This is a genomic window from Leptotrichia wadei (assembly GCF_007990445.1).
In the GTDB taxonomy this organism is placed as follows: Bacteria; Fusobacteriota; Fusobacteriia; order Fusobacteriales; family Leptotrichiaceae; genus Leptotrichia; species Leptotrichia wadei_A.
The window spans coordinates 1,484,856-1,501,914 of the sequence record NZ_AP019841.1; the positions used below are offsets into that span (position 1 = coordinate 1,484,856).

The following is a 17,059-nucleotide window of genomic DNA, read 5'->3' on the forward strand; positions in this document are numbered from 1 at the left end:
AAATTTAATCTAATAAAAAGATTTATAATGCATTCGTTATTCAAATAGAGTTTAATATAAAAATGCCACACCTAAATTTTAATCTCTAAAACTATTGGTGTAGCACATTCAATCTTATTTTTCTGTTAAAAAATTAATGTTTAAAATGTCTAATTCCTGTAAATACCATTGTAATTCCATGTTCGTTACAAGCATCGATAGATTCTTGATCTCTCATTGATCCACCTGGTTGTACAATCGCTTTAATTCCTGTTTTTGCAGCTGTATCTACGCAATCTCTGAATGGGAAGAAAGCATCTGATGCTAATACTGCTCCTGTCAAGTCTTTTCCAACTTTTTCTTGAGCATGTTGCAATGCGTGTTCTGTTGACCAAATTCTGTTAGTTTGACCAGTTCCTACACCAATTGCCATTCCATCTTTAACGACTACAATTGCATTTGATTTTACATATTTTACAACTTTCATTCCTAATTCCATATCAGCTTTTTCTTTTTCAGTAGGTTGTTTTTCAGTAACAACATTTATTTCATCAATCATTTTATTATTTGTTCCTTGAACCAAAATTCCGCCGTCAACTTTTACATAATCGAATTTATCTTGAGGTTTTGGAGTTTTACATTCGATAACTCTCAAGTTTTTCTTAGTTTTCAAGATTCCCAATGCTTCATCTGTAAATGAAGGTGCAATTACAATTTCCAAGAAGATTTTTTTCAATTCTTCGGCAGTTTCTTTATTAACTTCTCTGTTTAGTGCAACAATTCCACCAAAAATTGATACTGGGTCGCAATCGTGAGCTTTTTTATACGCTGTGAAAATATCATCTGCAACAGCTACACCACAAGGAGTTGAGTGTTTTATCGCACAAGCTGCTGGACCATCGAATTCTCCAACCACTTTCCAAGCAATATCCATATCTCTAATATTGTTAAATGATAATTCTTTTCCATTCAATTGCTTAGTATCTTTCATGCTTCCATTTTCAGTAGTTGAAACATAATAAGCTGAAGATTGATGAGGATTTTCCCCGTATCTCAAGTCAAATTTTTTCTCATAAGAAACATTCAAATATTTAGGATAATCTTCTTCTAACAAGAACGCAGAAATTGCCGCATCGTAAGCTGATGTCAAGTTAAATACTTTTCCAGCCAATCTTTTTTTAGTTTCATAAGAAACTTGTCCATCTTTTTCCATTTCTTCCATAACTACTGAATAGTCTTCAGTTTCGCAAATAACTGTCACATCTTTAAAAGATTTTGCAGCCGAACGAAGCATTGTAGGTCCACCTATATCAATAAATTCGATTTTTTCATCAAAAGTTTTGTCAGTTTGAACTTCTCTAAAGAACGGATAAAGATTAACAACAACATAATCAATTGTTTCAATTCCTTCTTTTGCAATCGTATCCATGTGCTCTTTATTATCTCTAATCGCCAAAATTCCACCATGAATATTCGGATGCAAAGTTTTTACTCTCCCATCCAGCATTTCTTTAAAATTCGTAACTTCTGAAACATCAATCACAGAAAGACCATTTTCCTTCAAATATCTATAAGTCCCTCCTGTTGAAATAATTTCCACACCTTTTTTATCCAAAAACTGTGCAAATTCTAAAATTCCTGTCTTATCAAAAACGCTTATTAATGCTCTTTTTTTCATTTTACTTCTTCCTTTCAATTTTTTATATTTTTATGATTAAAATGGTACTATTGCATTAAAAAATTCTTCATTCTCTTCTTCCGATAAAACCCAATTACTTCCAATTTTTCTAAATACAACATTCAAATTTTTTTCTCTATATTTTAAATTTTCTTTTGATAATTCATTGACCAAAATATTTTTAACTTTTTTAGAAATGCTTTTTTTGTATCCGTTAACATCATTTCCTGCTATTTCTTCTTTTTCAAAAAAGGCATTCATTTCATTATTTAATTTAGAAAATGCTTTTTCAAAATCAGGTGTTCTCATAGTTATATTAATAACTATTTTATCATTATTTTCATTCACATTATTAATTTTATAATCTAAAGTTTGCATTGCTTTTTGTATACTTTCACAAGCATCTTTTCCTGCTATTTCTTTTAACTCAGGTTCACATTGATTTCCAATTTTATTTTTAAATTTACTTATATATTTTTCTAAAACTTTTACTGCTGGATAGCTATTAAACTTTTTATTTTCAGATTCATAGATACTTTTTTCTTTTTTAGAACATAATCCAATCAAAACTAAAGCCAATAATATATAAAATATAATCTTTTTCATCTTTTTTTATTCCTTTCGTCAATAAAATATGTTTTTTACAATATTCCCAGTTATATCAAAAATACTAATCAAAACTTTTTTCATTCGGTATCATTCCTCCAATACATTTTGTTAATTTATTTTATCATAAAGTATTATATTTATCAAGGTTGCCAAAAATATTAACTTTTAAAAATTATGAACTTAAAATTATTATACAATAATTTATAAAATTAACTCCAATTTAATTTCTTTATAATCGATAGATTCTATAATAAAATGCAACAAATTTTAAAAGTAAAATAGAACTCATGATAATTTCGTGTTAAAATGTTAGTAACCACAAAAACATTAACGAAAGGAAATATATCATGAGTCATAAATATTTTACCATAAATGAAAGAAATAAACTAGAGGTTTTGCTAAAAGAAAATTACAAAATTGTATAGTTAATTTTACCATATATTATTTAGAGGTTTACACAAAAATTTTTACACACCCTTTGCTGCTGCTAGTTATGGCATTAAACATATTACAACTATTCCAAAAGAAAAAAAGATAGTATCTAGAAGGAGAGTATGTCCTTTTATCATATAAATATTCAAAAAATACTCAAGTACCAATATGATTTATTGTCTAAATACTTTTTATTCAAATCATTTTATAAAATTTAATAGACAAATTTATTTTTCATTCTTTTTTATTTTCTTAAAATACTCCTTCGCCGCCATCTCAAACTTATTCTCCCCAAATTCATAAAACTTAATTTTTTCATTCATGTAAACCTGATTAACATAATGATTTTCATAGTTATGAGGATATTTATAATCTTTTTTCCCAACTTTTGTAAGATGAGTTGGCACATCTTGAATTTTTTCATTCTCAATATGGCTAAGTGCTGAATTTATCGCATTATAAGCTGAATTACTCTTTGGAGAAATTGCCAAATAAATTGCAACTTCCGAAAGAATTATTCTTGCTTCTGGCATTCCAATCTCCTTTACCGCATTAAGTCCAGACACCGCAATTGGTAACGCCTGTGGATTTGCAAGTCCGATATCTTCAGAAGCCAAAATTACAAGCCTTCTAGCAATATACAAAATATCTTCACCACCAGAGAGCATTTTTGCCATCCAATAAATCGCCGCATCAGGGTCACTCCCACGAATACTTTTTATCATCGCAGAAACCGTATTATACTTGTCTTCCGTCTTGTGATAAGACTTTTTCGTATTCAACACTTCCTTCACTTCATCAAGCGTAAAATCCACCCCAACATTCGCAATCAATTCCAAAATATTTATAGCCTGTCTCGCATCTCCTTCAATAATTTCTGAAATATATTTTAAAATCTCATCTGAAATTCCAATTTTCTCTTTTTCATTAATATTTTTTAAAATTTTAAGCAAATCTTTTTCACTCAATTTTTTAAATTCAAATGCCATACATCGTGACAACAACGCATTATTCAAATTATAATAAGGATTTTCAGTCGTAGCACCAATTAAAATAATATTCCCATTTTCCAAATCCTGCAAAAGTGAATCCTGCTGCAACTTATTAAATCTATGAATCTCATCCAAAAACAAAAGTGTCTGCTGTCCGTTCGTACGAAATCTGTTGTGTGCCTTATCAGAAATGTCCTTTATATCAGTCACAGACGCCTTTATCGCATTCAAATATTCATAATGATAATTCATTTTTTCAGCAACAATTTCCGCAAGAGTCGTCTTCCCCGTCCCAGGTGCTCCCCAAAAAATCGCATTCATAAAATTTCCACGCTCAATAATCTTCCTCAAAATTCCATTTTTCCCAACCAATTTTTCCTGACCATAAAAATCATCCAAACTTTTCGGACGATATCTAAATGCAAGTGGCTTCTTATTTTCATATACTTCATCAAATAAATTCATTTTTTTACTCCCTTTTACTTTTCAAATTACAATAATTAAATAAAACACTTTTATTCTAAAATTATTGTATTTTACTATACAATCTATTTTATAAATTCAAAACTATTTTGTAATAATCAAATAATTTACTTTTTTTACAATTCATATTATAATATATTCACTTAGTTAAAACAATAAAATTATTTATAAATAAAAAGGAGGGATAATGAAGATGGGAAATCGCAAAAAAAAGAAATTACCAATTGGAATATCTGATTTTAAAGAGATTATCGAAAATAACTACTACTATTTTGATAAAACAAAATTTATAGAAAATATTTTAGAAGATGGCTCTAAAGTTAAATTATTTACTCGTCCGAGAAGATTTGGAAAAACCTTAAATATTTCGATGTTAAAATACTTTTTTGACATTAAAAATAAAGACGAAAATAGAAAATTATTCGAAAATTTAGAAATTTCTAAAAGTGAATATTTTGAAAAACAGGGGAATTTCTTTGTAATCTCTATTTCTTTTAAAAATTATGATGCAGAAAGCTGGGAAAGTGGATTTAATACGATTAAAAATGAAATAAAATTGCTGTATAACGAATTTTATTTGATAAGAGATAATTTAAATCAAAGTGACTTGGCAGATTTTGATGCTATTTGGCTGAAAAAAGATAATGCTGACTGGATTAATTCTTTATTTAATTTGACTAGATATTTGTATGAAATCTCTGGAAAAAAAGTTGTTGTTTTGATAGATGAATACGACCAGCCAATAATTGATTCCTACATAAAAGGAAATTATGAGAAATGTATTGCGTTTTTTAAAGCATTTTATGGAAAAGTTTTGAAAGATAATAATTATTTGGAAATGGGAATTTTAACTGGAATATTACGAGTTGCAAAGGAAAATGTCTTTTCGGGATTGAATAATTTGGAAGTTCACACAATTTTAGATGATGAATTTACAGAATACTTTGGAATTATGGAAAATGAAGTTGAAAAATCTCTTGAAGATTTTGACTTAAAATATGAATTAAATGATGTCCAGAAGTGGTACAATGGATATTTATTTGGCGAAAAAAAAGTTTATAATCCTTGGTCGATTATTAATTTTTTAAAAAATGAAAAATTGAAGCCTTATTGGGTAAATACAAGTGGAAACGGATTAATCAACTTATATCTCCAAAAATTAAAAAATGATGTTTTTGACGATTTTTCAAAATTATTGAATAAAGAAAATATTCTTAAAAAAATAAACAACAATATGACTTTTGAAAATTTGAAAACTAATTTTGGAAAAAATATTTGGAATCTATTTTTTCATAGCGGATATTTGACTTTGGCTGATAAGTATGATGTGATGAAAAAAAATGCTAGTATTAAAATTCCAAACAAAGAAATTCTAGAAATGTTTTCAGAAATGTTTATCGAAATTTATTTCAAAGATTCCGAAACCTTTCTGGATATGACTGATGCACTTACAACTGGAAATATTGAAAAATTTAAATTTGAATTGAATAAAATCTTATTAGAAAATATTGGTATTTTTGATGTAATCGGAATTTATAAAGAGCAGTTTTATCATGGATTAATGTTAGGACTAATCTTAATGTTAAAAAATGAATATGAAATTTCATCAAATAATTTTGCTGGAAAAGGTCGATACGATTTACTTTTGAAACCTAAAAATATTTTTGAAAGAAAAGAAGGAATCATCATTGAATTAAAAGCAATAAATATAGATAATTTGAAATTAGATTTGGAAAAGATTCACGAAAAATTGTTAAATGAATGTGAGGTTGCACTAAATCAAATTGAAAAAAAAGAGTATACTTCGATTTTGAAAAATGCTGGAATTGACAATATTTTAAAAATTGGAATTGCGTTTTTTGGAAAAGAGTTTGAAGTAAAATTTGAGAGAGAATAATTTATGAAAAATTTTTTGTAATTTGAAGTTAATTTTTTTAATTAATTATATATTTGAACCTATTTAAAACCAAACTACTAAAATTGTATAAATTTGGATTTTGAGTAAGTAGACATAACTTTTGAGTTTAGTTTTAAAGTAATTTTATAAATGAAAATTAAGAGGTAAAAACAATGAAAAAGAACATCTATTTTTATGAGACAAACACTCCGATTGGAAAAATTGGGATTGCTACAACAGAAGATGACTCTCACATTACAGATTTGACTTGGGAATCTGATTTTGAAAATTTAATAAAAGAAAATGATTTTCAAATTTGTGAAACTGAACTGATTAAACAAGCGAAAAAACAACTTTTTGAATATTTTGAAAAAAAACGAAAAAATTTTGATTTGCCACTTTTGAAAGAAGGAACACCATTTCAAATTTCTGTTTGGAGTGCTCTTGAAAAAATTCCTTATGGTGAAACTTGTTCTTACAAAGATATTGCAATCGCAATTGACAATCCAAAAGCTGTCCGTGCAGTTGGAATGGCAAATAATCGAAATAAAATTGCTATTTTTATTCCTTGTCATCGTGTGATTGGTGCAGATGGAAAATTGGTTGGTTATGGTGGGGGACTTCATATTAAGCGATTTTTGTTGGAATTGGAAGGTATTAAAATAAAATAATTCACTTAAATATTTTCGTTGCTTTTTATTATCTTTTATGTTAAAATTTTATTAACTAAAACAACAAGAAAGGGTGTGAAATCAATGATAACCGTTTCTATAAATGCTAATCCTGACATAGAGAACAAAATAAATAACTATGTTAAGGAAAATAATATCAATTTAAACCAGGTAATGTTAGATTTAATTCTTGAAAAAATCGAAGATGAAGAAGACTACAAATTGGCTGTTGAGGCTTATGAAGAATATAAAGCAAACAAGGAAAAAGCAATTTCATTTGACGATTTAGTAAAAAAAATGGGCTTGGAAGATGAAATATAAAGTCATTATCAGAGAAAAAGCAGAAAAACAACTGAATAAACTAGATAATTCAATAAAACTAAAAATCATGCGATATATCAAGCAAAATCTTAATGAAACAGATAATCCAAAAAAATTTGGAAAAGCTTTGAGATATAATCTAAAAGGATTTTGGAGATATCGAGTTGAAAATTATAGAATTATTGTAAAAATTGAAGAAAATGAATTACTTATTTTGGTTGTTCAAATAGATAAAAGGGATAAAATTTATATTTAAAATTTCTAAATTGAATTTTAAATTATTGGGTTAAATTGAGCATTAAAAACAAAAAACTGTCTAATATTTCTATTTTTAAAAATAAAAGACAGTTTTTTTATTTACGAATTATTTAAAATTATCTTATTTCATAATTTATAAAACAAATCCATTTTTAACAAAAATTCTTTAAATTTCAACTAATAAACTTTGAAACCCTTCAAAAATAACTTTCTCTCCATTATTTTCAAAACCATCAAAATTGTTAATCAAAATTTCTCCAATTTTAATTTCTTTTTCTCCAAGAGCTTTTGCAATTTCACTTAATTTAACTTCTTGTTTCAACTCAGAAAAATTACTAATACAAAGAACTTTTTGATTCCCGTATTTTCTCACATAAGCAATAATTTTTTCATTCTCCAACGGAACAGAGATGAAATCACCAAAAGTCAAGCAATCTGAATATTTACCATTTTGTCTTAAATCAATCATTTTTTTGTAGTGTGAAAAAATTGAATCTTTGTCATTTATTTGGTCTGCTACATTTGTTGTGGCTTGGCTTCCTGTTAATTTTATCCATGATTTTGAGTTTTCATCTTTTGAAAAGCCAGCATTTTTGCTGTTATCCCATTGCATAGGCGTTCTTGAATTGTCACGGCTTCGTTTATTTACAAAATATAATGCTTCCTCAGATGAAAATCCTTCTCCTAATGCCCGTTGATATTGGTCTTTACTTGCAATATCATCAAATTCAGAAATATCATTTCTCACAAAATTATCCATTCCAATTTCTTGACCTTGATAAATAAACGGTGTTCCTCGCAAAAAGAAAAATACATTTGCTAATAATTTTGCATTTGTTTCATTTGCTTTTTCACCAAAAAATTTATTTAAACTTCTTGGCAAATCGTGATTTTCAAAGAATGGTGCTCCCCATCCGTATTTTTGCTGAGTCAACTGACTTTCAAAAATAGCATCCCTAAGCTCTATTGTTGGAATATCTCTCAATGAATAGTAAAATCCGCCTTTTGTCATATCTAAATCTGCATAGCTAAAATCAAAAATCATTGTAAAAAATCCATCTTCTCCAATGAAATCATTGTATCTTTCATACTCAAGCATTGGAGTTTCCGCAACAGTCATCGCATTATATTTTTTGAAAGTTTCTTTTGCCAATTCGCTTAAAAACTCTTCAATTCCAGGCTGATTCAAAGTATATTCCACATTGTATGCCATTCCATCCGCTCCATCAACTGGCAAATCCAAATATCTTGCATCTTTTTTTATCGAATTAATCGCATCAACTCTAAATCCAGCAATTCCCTTTTCAAGCCAATAATTTACCATTTCGTAAAGCTCTTTTCTAACTTCAGGATTTTCCCAGTTTAAGTCAGGCTGTTTTTTTGTAAATAAATGCAAATAGTACATTTCATTTCCATTTTCATCAGCTTCCCCTTCAACTTTTTCCCAAGCAGAACCTCCAAAATGTGATCTCCAGTTTGTTGGTGGCAATCCATTTTCTCCTCTTTTGAAAATATAGTAATTTCTGTACTTGCTTTCAGGATTTTTCAATGCTTCCAAAAACCACTCGTGCTCATCAGAAGTATGATTAATTACCAAATCTAAAATTACTTTTATCCCTCTTTTTTCGGCCTCTGCAATCAATTTTTCCAAATCTTCCTTTGTCCCGAATTCAGGATTCACATCATAATAATCTGAAATATCATATCCATTATCATCCATTGGCGACTTAAAAATTGGACAAACCCAAATAAGCGTTATCCCCAAATTCTTCAAATAATCTAATTTCTCTGTAATTCCATTCAAATCTCCAATTCCATCGTTATTGCTATCATAAAAACTTCTTGGATAAATTTGATATCCAACTTCTTTTTTCCGCCATTTTTTATCTAATTTTTTTATATCCATTTTTTCTCCTTCATATTTAATTTATAAACAATTTATAAACTTTTATTAATATAACTTTTTTCTTTTTTGGTTAATGAACATTGACATTATTTAACCTTTAAAAATTTATTTTTACAACTGATTAATAAAAAATAATTTATAAATAATTATATCATAAAAAAAGACACTACTTCAATAGCAGTGCCTTTATTTTTACAATTTATTTTACTATACCACGCTGAATGGTTATTTTTTTAAATAATTATATCATAATTAATTAACATTTCAAGCACTAAAAATTATTTATTTCAAATCTGTTATTTCAAAACTGGCCAGAAATCTTTATTAGCCTCGATCAAGTCATCCAAAATAGCTTTTGCAACAGATGCACTTGGCACAGTTCTTGACAATGTAATTGCCTGCCATAATTTTTGGTATGAACCTTCAATCCATGCTTCTACTGTTAATTTTTCAACAGAAACTTGTTGTTCCATTAAACCTTTTTGGAATTGAGGGATTTTACCTTGAACAATTTTTTCAGGTCCATTTGAACCTACTAAACAAGGTACTTCTACCATTGCAGTTGGATCAAAGTTTGATAACGCTCCATCGTTTTCTACGATTAACAACATTCTTTCTTTTGTATCATAAGCAATTGCTCTTGCCAAGTCAACTATATATGAAGCATGATCGTCTACATGAAGTTTACTATCTTTTGCAGTTCCTTTTTCAGCGATTGCTCTACATTCACCAAATACGAATTTTTCTCTTCCTTCCATTACTTCATTCGCTCTTGTATGATTAGGATCTGAGTGTTCTACTACATAATCTGGGAAGAAATAGTATTTTAAGTAAGTGTTAGGCATTGTTGTAGGATCAATTGCAAATACATCTCTTGCTTTTGTAAATGTATCATTCCAGCTTGCTTCAGTATTTTCTCCTTCAATTTCTACATTATACCCTATTTTTGCAACTTTTTCTTTTAATTCAGGCATTAAGTCTTTTCCATGTTTATCTCTAATATCTGTCCACCAACCAAAGTGATTCAATCCAAAGTATCTAATAACCATATCTTTTCTTGATTTCAATCCAAGCATTTCAGCCATTCTTATTTCGATTCCAATTGGCATATCACAAATATTTAATATTTTAGAATTTGGACGCAATCTTCTAGTTGCTTCTGCTACAATTGCCGCAGGATTTGAATAGTTCAACATCCAAGCATTTGGCGAATATTTTTCCATAAAATCAACTAATTCAATAACTCCACCAATTGAACGCATTCCATAAGCAATTCCTCCTGGTCCGCAAGTTTCTTGTCCTAATACTCCATGTTTTAAAGGTATTTTTTCATCTTTTTCACGCATTGCATATTTTCCAACTCTTATATGCGCCATAACAAAGTCAACATCTGTAAATGCTGTTTCAGGATCTGTTGTATAAACAAAGTTAATATCAGGTGCTTTTTCCTTTATAATAATATCACAAGCCTTTGCTATAACTTCCTGTCTTTCTGCATCGTTATCATAAAATTTTATTTGTCTGATTGGAAATTTGTCTAAGTTATCCAATAACATCAGAACAATCCCTGGAGTAAATGTACTCCCTCCACCAGCTACTACAATTGAAAATTTTTTCATAAATAATCATCTCCTATAATTTATTAGTTATATATTTTTTGCTTTCCTACTTCATTAGTTATTATAGCATATTTTTTTAAAAAGTCAATAGGTTTATATAAATCTTTTTTATTTTTTTTGATTTATATATATATCTTTTAATATAAGTTGATATTTTATGTAATTTATTGTATAATAAAATTGTATTTAATTTAACGCAATTTATCTATTTTACTCAATTTATTTATCTTTATTAAATTTAATTATTTGATACCTAAAAATTTGAGTAAAATAATAATTCTATGAAAGGTTTATATAAACGAATGAAAAAATATGAAAAAGTTTATCAAGATATAAAAGAAAAAATAAAAAATGGAGAGCTTAAACCTGGTGATTTTTTAAAAAAAGAAGATGATTTGGCAGAAGAGTATAATTTTTCCAAACTTACTGTGAGAAAAGCTCTTTCAATGTTAGAAACAGAGGGGCGCATTCAAAAAGTAAAAGGAAAAAAGTCAATTATTTTGGAGAAAAAAAATTTAGAAAATATTTCTTTGACTTCTATTCAAACTACACAAGAACTTAATAAAATTCAAAATATTCATCTTGAAAAAGAATTAATAAGCCTTTATATTGTACAAGGGGTAAAGGAACTCATGGATAAATTCCAAGTTTCTGAAAACGCTGATTTTTATAAGGTTGTTAGAACTACTTCATTAAATGGTGAAGTGCTAAATTATTCTACTTCATTTTTTGATAGAAGAATCGTTCCATTTTTAAATGAGAAAATCGCAAAAAATTCTATTTACGAATATTTAGAAAAAGAGCTAAAATTAAAAATTGCCTACTCTCGTAGAGAAATAAAATTTAGAAAAATTACTTCTGAAGAGCAAAAATATTTTAAATTGAAAGATATAAATATGGTTGTTGTCATTGAAACACATGCCTATTTATCAAATGGAACACTTTTTCAGTATGAAACAATAATTCATCATCCTGAGAAATTTACTTTCACTGCTATTGCAAAAAGATAATTTTTATACAAAAAAAGAGATTATATCATTTTTGAAAATAACCTCTTTTTCTTTTATTTTGAAATTTTTTCAAATGCTTTAACAAATCCAATTGTATAAATATCAAAAAACAAATTTATATAAAAGAAAGAACTTTCGCAAGTTTTATAATTTTATACTTAAAATTTTTAACTTTTGAAAATTCTTTCTTAATTTTTTATAAAATTTAAATTCAATTATTTATCAAATTTTATTTTTACCCTTTTTTCATCATTTCTTCAATTCTTTCTCTTACTTGAGGTACTGACAATCCAATGATTACTTGAATAGCTGTTCCTTTTCTAACTACACCATGAGCTCCTGCTGCTTTAAATGCTGCATCTGGTAATAATTTACTTGCATCTTTTACACTTACTCTAAGTCTAGTTGCACAGTTATTAAGTTCTTCAATATTTTCTCTTCCACCTAATGCTTCAAGAATGATTGCACCTTTTTGAGCATATTCATCTCCACCAGCTACAGCTGCTGCACCTTGTGCTCCACCTTCACCGTGTTTAGCTCTATAATCAGCTTTTGTATAAAGTTTCATTTCTTCATCTTCATCTTCTCTACCTGGAGTTTTTAAATCCATTTTTAAAATTAAGAATCTGAATAATACGAAGTAAATACATGTGAAGATTAATCCAATTACAATTTGAGTAATTACTGTTCCACTGTGGTTTTTAAACATTGGAATCCAGTTTAAGAACATAAAGTCTAAGAATCCTCCACCAAAGTTTCCTACAACTCCGAACATATACATCAATGTTGACATTGTTGCAGCTAATACTGCGTGTAATCCAAATAATACTGGTGCTATAAATAAGAATGTAAATTCAAGTGGTTCTGTAATTCCTGAAACTATTGCAGTTAATAAAACTGGTAATAACAATCCTGCTACTTTTCTCTTGTTTTCAGGTTTAGCTGTTGAATACATTGCAAGTGCGATACCTACTGAACCAAAGATTTTTGAGTTACCGTGTAATGCAAATCCACCTTGTGGGAACATTTCTTTTAAAGGTCTTGTAGATTGAGCAAATTGACTTATATGTTGAACCCAGTAAGTTTGAATTCCACCTGGAACTGCTGCTGGTCCAAATATAAATGGTGTATATACAAAGTGGTGTAATCCTGTTGGAATCAATGCTCTTTCAAGGAACGTATAAATCCATACTCCAATTGGTCCTGAAACTTTTAATAATTGTTGCAAGTTGTTAATTCCAATTTGAACTTTTGGCCAGCAAAGTGCAGTTATGAAAGCACATGGAATCATTACTAAGAAACCAATAATATAAACAAATACTGTTCCTTGAAATACTCCTAAAAAGTCTGGTAACTTTTTATCAAAATATTTATTATGTAAATAAACTACTATTGCAGAAATTATAATTGCACCAAATAAGTTTGTATCTAGTGTTTTTACTCCAGCAATTACTGCAAGTCCACTTGTTCCTCCAGCTTCTTTACTCATGTCAACACCAAAGAAACTCCATTGTGCAAGCATTGCAGCTACAAAATAATTATAAGTTGTATATAAAGCAAACGCTTCCAAACATGCTCTTGCATTTGTTTTATTCGCAAGGCTGATTGGCAATCCGATTGCGAACAATAACGGCATTTGTCTAAATACTGTCCAACCACCTTCACTTATCACAAACCAGAATTTATACCAGTTTGTCCCTTCATTTGCAATTGAACCCATTACTTGTGGATTCGTAAATAGTGATGCTATTCCTACGACTATCCCTGTGAATGCAAATAATAGAACTGGCGCCATCATTGCTCCACCAAATCGCTGAATTTTTTTCATCATGATTGAGTACCTCCTAAAAATTTATATATTTAATTTATTTTTCCCTTATTTTAAATATACCACACTTTTTTGATTTGTCAATACATTTACGTATATCTTTTTTCATTTTTTTTCAAAAAAAAATAATCGCTACATAAAAAATAGCGATTATTACTGGCTTTTTGTAAGTTTTTATTTTATTGAATTTTTTTATATTTTTATCAAACTTATTATTATTTCATTTTAAATTTTTATAATAATCTAAATTTTTTGTTCTATTAGATTTTGAATATGTATATTTTTTACAAATAAATTAAAGTTCTATTTCTACTTCTACTCCAAAATGATCTGAAACAATTTTTTTATTTTCATTATTAAAAATAACTTTACTTTCTTTTACTTTTATTTCCTTGTTACTAAATATGTAGTCAATTCTTTTTTGAGATTTATCATTAGCCCATCCATCAATACTCTTATCAACTGTTATTCCACTATCTTTTTTCTCAGCTAAAGTATATGTGTCAAACAATCCTTGAGATATGATATTTTTATAATCTTCAGAACTTCCAATGGCATCTGTATTAAAGTCACCCATTAATATTTTTAAATTATCATTTTTAGTTCTTGTTAAGATATTTTGAATACTTTTTCCCATATCTTCAGTTTCACAGTTTGGAAGATTCATGTGGCAGCTGTAAAATTCAATTTCCTGTCCATTATAGTCAATTGTTATACTTACAATTCTTCTTGAAGAAATTGTTCTTACCGATTGAGCAAAAGTGCAGTAAAACTCATCTTCTTCTTTTATTTTATGTCTTGTAATTATTGCAACTCCTTCATTGTATTTTCCATATCCAATATGTGAATTACTCCAATGATAATAATAATCTGTATCTGTATATTCTTGTAATTTTTCCAGAAGAACCCATCCATAATTTTCCTGTCTTATGTCATCAAAAATTACAGGATTATTCATAAGCTGATTCACTTCCTGCATTGCTATCACATCATACTGCTTTTCAGCAATAGCCTTTGCTAAAATGTCGATTTTTTCCATTTGGTTTTTTTCTAACCACGCATGTACATTTATTGTCAATATTTTCATAATTACAACCTTTCCTTACAATTTTATTTATTTAATTTATTTTTTAAAACTGTTTTATTAAAACTGTTTTATTAAATATATTATACCACATTCATCCTTAAATTTCATTAATTTTTTATTTCATTCAAATGTTTAAATGACTAAAAACCCTTTATTTTCAATATTTTTAACAATTTTAAAAATTTACATTTACGTATATGTTGACAATTTAAATAAAATATAGTATATTTAAAGTGAGAAATAAAAATTTAATTTTATTAATAATTTTAAGGAGGACATAAAAATGTTCGAAAGAAGTTCAGGTATTTTATTACATCCTACTTCACTTCCAGGGAAATATGGAATTGGAACTTTAGGAAAAGAAGCTTTTGCATTCGTAGATTTTTTGAAAAAATCTAATCAAAAATTATGGCAAATATTCCCGTTAGGGCCAACAGGATATGGTGACTCTCCATACCAATCATTCTCTACTTTTGCTGGTAATCCATATCTTATTGATTTTGATTTGCTAGTTGAAGAAAATTTATTGTCACAATCTGACTTAGAAGGAATTTCATTTGGAGAAAATCCTGAAAATGTTGATTATGGTGCTATTTACAATCAAAAATATCCTTTATTGAGAAAAGCATACGAAAATTACAAAAACACTAAAGAAAATAAAGAAAGAGAAGAACTAAAATATTTATTTGAAGAATTTAAAGCTCATAACCAAAGCTGGTTAAATGATTTTGCAATGTACATCTCTTTAAAAAATCATTTTAATGGATTGCCTTGGAATGAATGGCCAGAAGATATTAAATCTAGACAGCCTGAAGCAATGGAAAAATATTATGAAACAGTTAAAGAAGAAGTTGAATATCAAAAATTTATTCAATTTTTATTCTTCAAACAATGGAATGCTGTAAAAAAATATGCTAATGAAAATGGTGTAAAAATAATTGGAGATATCCCTATTTTCGTAGCTGCTGATAGCTCTGACGCATGGGCAAATCCAGAAATTTTCCTATTTGATGAAGAAAGAAAACCAGTTAAAGTTGCAGGAGTTCCGCCTGATTATTTCAGTGCTACTGGACAACTTTGGGGAAATCCATTATACAACTGGGATAAATTAAAAGAATTAAACTACAAATGGTGGATTGACAGAGTTAAAGCCAACCTTTCCACTTGTGACATCATAAGAATTGACCACTTTAGAGGATTTGATGAATACTGGGCTGTTCCTTATGGAGATAAAACAGCTGAAAATGGTACTTGGTGTCCAGGACCTAGAATGGACTTATTTGACGCCATTAAAAATGAACTTGGAGAATTACCTATAATTGCTGAAGATTTAGGAACAATGACGCAAGGTGTTATTGATTTGAGAGAAGCAACTGGATTCCCTGGAATGAAAATTTTAGGATTTGCATTTGATTCTAAAGAAGAAAACGACTACTTGCCTCATACTTACACAAAAAACTGTGTAGTTTATACAGGAACTCACGATAATGACACATTAATCGGATGGTTCACAAAAGCCAATGAAAACGATAAGCAATTTGCAAGAGACTATTTAAACTCAAGATCTGATGATGAAATTCATTGGGATGCAATAAGAGGTGCATGGAGCTCTGTCGCAAGCATGGCAATCGTTCCAATCCAAGATTTCTTAGGATTAGGAAGTGAAGCTAGAATCAATACTCCTGGACTTGCTAGCGGAAACTGGCAATGGAGATTAAAAGAAGGCGTATTAACTGATGAACTAGCAGAAAGAATCGCTAAATTAACAAAAGTTTACTCAAGATAGTTTTTGAAAATCTTTTTTGAAATTATACAATTTATGATAAATAAAATAGAGAGAATATACAAAATTTGTATTGACTCTCTGTTTTTTTTTGCTTTTTTTCTCATATTTGACAATAAATAAAAAAAACAACCTTATAAAAAAGTTGTTTTCACCCTTATTTTAATGGATACTCTACTTTAACACCTTGTTAAAAAATTAGATTTGCTACATACTGAATACGTTTTCACCCTTATTTTAATGGATACTCTACTTTAACCTCTAGAACAAGGTATGGTTAAATTCTCTAAATCAGGTTTTCACCCTTATTTTAATGGATACTCTACTTTAACCCGTCTTTTTGAGAAAATCCTTTATTTATTAGTGTTACAAAGATTTTTTCAGATATTAAAATCACATTTTTTTGCTTAATTTTTATTATTTTTTGCTGTTTTTTTATCATTTTCCGTAACTCCTAATACTCATTTTTATTGACTTTGAGTGGATTTTTCTTCTTATTTTTCATT

General features: G+C 28.2%; 13 protein-coding genes. 6 read left to right on the forward strand and 7 right to left on the reverse strand.

Annotated elements, in window-relative coordinates:
- Positions 1–133: 133 nt before the first annotated feature.
- The 3 genes from purH to FVE74_RS07150 all read right to left on the reverse strand — a co-directional run bounded on the left by purH (position 134) and on the right by FVE74_RS07150 (position 4,155).
- Positions 134–1,657, reverse strand: a complete 1,524-nt coding sequence (gene purH / locus FVE74_RS07140) for a bifunctional phosphoribosylaminoimidazolecarboxamide formyltransferase/IMP cyclohydrolase (protein WP_147003880.1) — start codon at positions 1,655–1,657, stop codon at positions 134–136.
- Between the two features lie 36 nt (positions 1,658–1,693).
- Positions 1,694–2,263: a hypothetical protein gene (locus tag FVE74_RS07145; RefSeq protein WP_147003882.1), complete on the reverse strand. Its 570-nt coding sequence runs from the start codon at positions 2,261–2,263 to the stop codon at positions 1,694–1,696.
- A gap of 662 nt (positions 2,264–2,925) precedes the next feature.
- Complete coding sequence (locus FVE74_RS07150; RefSeq protein ID WP_147003884.1) at positions 2,926–4,155, reverse strand: replication-associated recombination protein A; 1,230 nt, start codon at positions 4,153–4,155, stop codon at positions 2,926–2,928.
- Positions 4,156–4,366: 211 nt separating this feature from the next.
- On the opposite strand from FVE74_RS07150, the gene FVE74_RS07155 reads away from it, so the two are divergent.
- The 4 genes from FVE74_RS07155 (at position 4,367) to FVE74_RS07170 (ending at position 7,318) form a co-directional block, all read left to right on the forward strand.
- Positions 4,367–6,070, forward strand: coding sequence for an AAA family ATPase (locus FVE74_RS07155; protein ID WP_147003886.1), 1,704 nt, complete (start codon positions 4,367–4,369; stop codon positions 6,068–6,070).
- Between the two features lie 173 nt (positions 6,071–6,243).
- Positions 6,244–6,741: a methylated-DNA--[protein]-cysteine S-methyltransferase gene (locus FVE74_RS07160; RefSeq protein ID WP_147003888.1), complete on the forward strand. Its 498-nt coding sequence runs from the start codon at positions 6,244–6,246 to the stop codon at positions 6,739–6,741.
- Positions 6,742–6,825: 84 nt separating this feature from the next.
- Positions 6,826–7,062 (forward strand): type II toxin-antitoxin system RelB family antitoxin, encoded by a 237-nt coding sequence (gene relB, locus FVE74_RS07165; protein WP_147004581.1) that lies wholly within the window; start codon positions 6,826–6,828, stop codon positions 7,060–7,062.
- Positions 7,052–7,318 (forward strand): type II toxin-antitoxin system RelE family toxin, encoded by a 267-nt coding sequence (locus FVE74_RS07170; protein ID WP_147003890.1) that lies wholly within the window; start codon positions 7,052–7,054, stop codon positions 7,316–7,318. Before relB ends, FVE74_RS07170 begins: the two co-directional genes overlap by 11 nt.
- Positions 7,319–7,486: 168 nt before the next feature.
- On the opposite strand, the gene FVE74_RS07175 is transcribed toward FVE74_RS07170, so the two are convergent.
- Positions 7,487–9,226: a glycoside hydrolase family 13 protein gene (locus FVE74_RS07175; RefSeq protein WP_147003892.1), complete on the reverse strand. Its 1,740-nt coding sequence runs from the start codon at positions 9,224–9,226 to the stop codon at positions 7,487–7,489.
- Between the two features lie 296 nt (positions 9,227–9,522).
- Complete coding sequence (locus FVE74_RS07180; RefSeq protein ID WP_147003894.1) at positions 9,523–10,845, reverse strand: 6-phospho-alpha-glucosidase; 1,323 nt, start codon at positions 10,843–10,845, stop codon at positions 9,523–9,525.
- Between the two features lie 302 nt (positions 10,846–11,147).
- On the opposite strand from FVE74_RS07180, the gene FVE74_RS07185 reads away from it, so the two are divergent.
- Complete coding sequence (locus FVE74_RS07185) at positions 11,148–11,855, forward strand: GntR family transcriptional regulator (protein WP_147003897.1); 708 nt, start codon at positions 11,148–11,150, stop codon at positions 11,853–11,855.
- A 235-nt stretch (positions 11,856–12,090) separates the two neighbouring features.
- Here FVE74_RS07185 and FVE74_RS07190 read toward each other — a convergent pair whose 3' ends face one another.
- Together FVE74_RS07190 and FVE74_RS07195 are read right to left on the reverse strand one after the other, a co-directional pair.
- Positions 12,091–13,686, reverse strand: a complete 1,596-nt coding sequence (locus tag FVE74_RS07190) for an alpha-glucoside-specific PTS transporter subunit IIBC (protein ID WP_147003899.1) — start codon at positions 13,684–13,686, stop codon at positions 12,091–12,093.
- Positions 13,687–13,978: 292 nt separating this feature from the next.
- Positions 13,979–14,770, reverse strand: coding sequence for an endonuclease/exonuclease/phosphatase family protein (locus FVE74_RS07195; protein WP_147003901.1), 792 nt, complete (start codon positions 14,768–14,770; stop codon positions 13,979–13,981).
- Positions 14,771–15,047: 277 nt separating this feature from the next.
- On the opposite strand from FVE74_RS07195, the gene malQ reads away from it, so the two are divergent.
- Complete coding sequence (gene malQ / locus FVE74_RS07200; RefSeq protein WP_269473166.1) at positions 15,048–16,556, forward strand: 4-alpha-glucanotransferase; 1,509 nt, start codon at positions 15,048–15,050, stop codon at positions 16,554–16,556.
- Positions 16,557–17,059 lie beyond the last annotated feature (503 nt).

What these genes read in the sequence shown, in the direction of transcription:
- FVE74_RS07180 (WP_147003894.1), bottom strand. Translation starts at nt 10,845, where the DNA reads ATGAAAAAATTTTCAATTGTAGTAGCTGGTGGAGGGAGTACATTTACT.
- FVE74_RS07190 (WP_147003899.1), bottom strand. Translation starts at nt 13,686, where the DNA reads ATGATGAAAAAAATTCAGCGATTTGGTGGAGCAATGATGGCGCCAGTT.
- FVE74_RS07150 (WP_147003884.1), bottom strand. Translation starts at nt 4,155, where the DNA reads ATGAATTTATTTGATGAAGTATATGAAAATAAGAAGCCACTTGCATTT.
- FVE74_RS07155 (WP_147003886.1), top strand. Translation starts at nt 4,367, where the DNA reads ATGGGAAATCGCAAAAAAAAGAAATTACCAATTGGAATATCTGATTTT.
- FVE74_RS07195 (WP_147003901.1), bottom strand. Translation starts at nt 14,770, where the DNA reads ATGAAAATATTGACAATAAATGTACATGCGTGGTTAGAAAAAAACCAA.
- FVE74_RS07145 (WP_147003882.1), bottom strand. Translation starts at nt 2,263, where the DNA reads ATGAAAAAGATTATATTTTATATATTATTGGCTTTAGTTTTGATTGGA.
- FVE74_RS07175 (WP_147003892.1), bottom strand. Translation starts at nt 9,226, where the DNA reads ATGGATATAAAAAAATTAGATAAAAAATGGCGGAAAAAAGAAGTTGGA.
- purH (WP_147003880.1), bottom strand. Translation starts at nt 1,657, where the DNA reads ATGAAAAAAAGAGCATTAATAAGCGTTTTTGATAAGACAGGAATTTTA.
- FVE74_RS07185 (WP_147003897.1), top strand. Translation starts at nt 11,148, where the DNA reads ATGAAAAAATATGAAAAAGTTTATCAAGATATAAAAGAAAAAATAAAA.
- relB (WP_147004581.1), top strand. Translation starts at nt 6,826, where the DNA reads ATGATAACCGTTTCTATAAATGCTAATCCTGACATAGAGAACAAAATA.
- FVE74_RS07160 (WP_147003888.1), top strand. Translation starts at nt 6,244, where the DNA reads ATGAAAAAGAACATCTATTTTTATGAGACAAACACTCCGATTGGAAAA.
- FVE74_RS07170 (WP_147003890.1), top strand. Translation starts at nt 7,052, where the DNA reads ATGAAATATAAAGTCATTATCAGAGAAAAAGCAGAAAAACAACTGAAT.